This is a genomic window from Devosia sp. Root685, assembly GCF_001427875.1.
Taxonomy (GTDB): Bacteria; Pseudomonadota; Alphaproteobacteria; order Rhizobiales; family Devosiaceae; genus Devosia.
This window is the reverse complement of the sequence record NZ_LMHK01000001.1, coordinates 1-2,865: the sequence shown is the minus strand read 5'-3', so window position 1 is coordinate 2,865 and position 2,865 is coordinate 1. Positions and strand designations below refer to the sequence as shown.

The window sequence follows — 2,865 nt, the reverse complement described above, 5'->3', positions numbered from 1 at the left end:
GGTAGCGCCTGAACCGGACCCGCCACAAACTCCGGATCCGTGACGGGCGGCCTTTGGTTCGCTCTACAATAGTTCGGAAGAATCAATGGCCGCCCGTTACCCGTGTCTCCGTGAGGCTCAAAAGGCCGGGCGGCGTTTTCGCATGCCGGTGCGAATTTCCTGAGCGGCGCCAGTGATTTCAGCGCAGAATCAATCCCTTGCGCGGCACGCTTGAATCAAAAACCCCGGAACCAAATCCGGTCCGCTCCGGTTTCTTCGCCATTGCCAAAGGCGAAAGCCAACGGAGAAAAACAATGAAAAAAATTCTGATCCCGATCATTGCCTCGGCCGCGCTGGTGGTCCCCACCCTCGCCCATGCCCAGATCATCAAGAGTGAGCCTCAGGCCGAAGCTGCCGGCGGCGCCGTTGTCGGCGGCACGGCGGGCGGCGTCACCGGCGCTGTCGTCGGTGGCCTCATCTTTGGCCCTATCGGCGCTGCCATCGGCGGCTTTGCCGGGGCCACTATCGGCGCCGGCGCCGGCATTGAGGCCACTTCGGTCGAATATGTCCGCCTCCACCCCACAGATCCCGTGGTTCTCGAAGGCGAGATCGATGTCGGCTACGCCGTCCCCGAAGCCATCGTCATCCACCCCATCGAGGGCGACGCGACCCACGGCTATTTCTACACCAATGATCGCATCTATTTCGTCGATCTCTCTAACCGCGCGGTCGTCTACTCCCCCGGCCTCGTGGTCGCAGCGCAGTAATTACTGTCGCTGCCGAATAATCCATCAAACGGCCGCCCCCGGGCGGCCGTTTCGCATCAGCCGGTCCAATCGCCACGATAAAAACCTTTCGTTGGACGCGGTCTGGCAGGGGCGTCAAACTCGCCCCATGACCGAACTCCTCTCCAATGGCGGCCCTCCCCTCGACGACGACCACACCCCACCCTGGGGCCGCAATGGCATAGGCCGCTATTTCGAATGGGCCGCCGCCAAGAAAAAGGCCTTCGACGCGCCCTACGACGTCGCCGTCCTCCGCGCCCGCCGCGCCGCCCTCATCGGCCTCACCTACGAGGAATACACACTCGAAATCCTCGAACGCGGCCGCTACCTCGGCACCGGCGATGTAGAACGCATCGCCGAAATCAAGCGCAAGCGCCCGATCCGCTACTGAGCGCTTTGCGGAAAAGTGGTCCCGGTTTTCGGGTTCGAAAGCGCGGCTTAAAAACCCCGCCTTGCATCGGCCACGCTGCCGGAGCAAAACTGGCCTCATGCGCACCCTCTTCATCGCGGCCCTCGCCGCCCTCAGCATCACCCCGGCCCTGGCCGAACCCACCGCCCGTGTCAGCGGCGGCAATATCGCTGTCCGCTCCGGCCCCGGCATAGGCTACGCCACCATCGGCCGCCTCCCCAACGGCGCCGAGGTGACACTCGACTATTGCACCCGCAACGACCGCTGGTGCTTCGTCACCGATACCGGCTGGGTCGACGCCTCCTGGCTCGTCGGCTGGTCGGCCAAAATGCGCGTCACCCCACCCGACTTTTTAGGCCCCGGCTGGTAAACCCTCGATGTCGAATAATCTCAGCAGCCACTTTCTCCTCCGCGAGGACGTGACCTTTCTCAACCATGGCTCCTACGGCGCCTGCCCCCGCCCGGTTTTCGAAGCCTACCAGGCCTGGCAACTCGAACTCGAGCGCGAGCCGGTCGAGTTTTTAGGTCGCAAGCCCACCGAAAACATGCGCCTCCCCCGCGAAATCCTCGCGAAAGAGCTGGGCACCACCGCCGAAAACATCGTCGGCGTCACCAATTCGACCACCGGCCTCAACATCGTCGCCCAGTCGCTCGATCTGCGGCCCGGCGACCAGATCCTCACCACCGACCACGAATATTCGGCCCTCGAAAAGACCTGGGCCTATGTCGCGCGCAAAACCGGCGCCGAAATCGTCGTCGTCAAAATCCCCATGCCGCTCGAAACCGAAGCGCAGTTCACCGACGCACTGCTCGCTGGCATGACCGACCGCACCCGCGTGCTGTTTTTGAGCCACATCACCTCGGCCACCGCCCTCCTGTTCCCGATCGAGCGCGCCGTGGCCGAGGCCCGCCACCGCGGCATCCTCTCCATCATCGACGGCGCCCACGCCCCCGGCCAAATTCACCTAAATCTCGAAACCCTCGGCGCCGATTTTTACGCCGGCAACTGCCACAAATGGATGATGGCGCCCAAAGGCTCGGCTTTTTTGTATGCCCGCCCCGAAGTGCAAAACCTGCTCAATCCGCTCGTCATCAGCCACGGCTGGACCACCCAGTCGAAAGACCCAGGCGCCAGGGGCGCCTTCGGCAATTCCCCCTTTGTCGATGAGATCGAAATGCAGGGCACGCGCGACCCCGCCCCCTGGCTGGCCGTCCCCGCGGCGCTAAAATTCCGCGCCGAAAACGATTGGTGGGCCATCACCGACCATTGCAGCGCCCTCGCCCGAGAAACCGCCGCCCGCGTCGCTGAAATGACCGGCCTGTCCCCGCTCAGCGCCGAACAGTTCCGCGCCCCGCAAATGGCCGCCATGCCCATCCCGGAATGCGACCCGCTCGAAGTCCGCAAAATCCTCTTCGAGCGCTACGGCATCGAAATCCCGGTCCACCGCTGGCAAAACCACCACATCGCCCGCGTCTCCGTCCAGGGCTACAATTCCCGCCCGCAGATGGACAAACTGATCTCAGCTCTCGGCGAGATTTTTGGGTTTTAGCACGAGGCCGTTTCACTGTGAGGCTGACTCTGGGGATTCCAGTTTTTGGTGAGTTGTGATTCAAGATTGATGCTGGATTGGAGGCCAGCATCGATGGCGGCACCTCTTTCGACTGATCTTCGTGAACGTGTTGTGGCTGCGG

General features: G+C 63.0%; 4 protein-coding genes. All 4 read left to right on the top strand.

The features are described from left to right. Positions 1-293 precede the first annotated feature (293 nt). The 4 genes from ASD83_RS00020 (at position 294) to ASD83_RS00005 (ending at position 2,723) form a co-directional block, all read left to right on the top strand. Complete coding sequence (locus tag ASD83_RS00020; RefSeq protein ID WP_156385656.1) at positions 294-746, top strand: DUF1236 domain-containing protein; 453 nt, start codon at positions 294-296, stop codon at positions 744-746. A gap of 127 nt (positions 747-873) precedes the next feature. Next, a complete protein-coding gene (locus tag ASD83_RS00015) occupies positions 874-1,155 on the top strand; it encodes a hypothetical protein (RefSeq protein WP_056306814.1) in 282 nt (93 codons plus the stop codon). A 97-nt stretch (positions 1,156-1,252) separates the two neighbouring features. Beyond that, positions 1,253-1,543 (top strand): SH3 domain-containing protein, encoded by a 291-nt coding sequence (locus ASD83_RS00010; protein WP_056306813.1) that lies wholly within the window; start codon positions 1,253-1,255, stop codon positions 1,541-1,543. A gap of 7 nt (positions 1,544-1,550) precedes the next feature. Further along, complete coding sequence (locus ASD83_RS00005; RefSeq protein WP_056306812.1) at positions 1,551-2,723, top strand: aminotransferase class V-fold PLP-dependent enzyme; 1,173 nt, start codon at positions 1,551-1,553, stop codon at positions 2,721-2,723. The last annotated feature ends 142 nt before the right edge of the window (positions 2,724-2,865 follow it).

What these genes read in the sequence shown, in the direction of transcription:
- ASD83_RS00020 (WP_156385656.1), top strand. Translation starts at nt 294, where the DNA reads ATGAAAAAAATTCTGATCCCGATCATTGCCTCGGCCGCGCTGGTGGTC.
- ASD83_RS00015 (WP_056306814.1), top strand. Translation starts at nt 874, where the DNA reads ATGACCGAACTCCTCTCCAATGGCGGCCCTCCCCTCGACGACGACCAC.
- ASD83_RS00010 (WP_056306813.1), top strand. Translation starts at nt 1,253, where the DNA reads ATGCGCACCCTCTTCATCGCGGCCCTCGCCGCCCTCAGCATCACCCCG.
- ASD83_RS00005 (WP_056306812.1), top strand. Translation starts at nt 1,551, where the DNA reads ATGTCGAATAATCTCAGCAGCCACTTTCTCCTCCGCGAGGACGTGACC.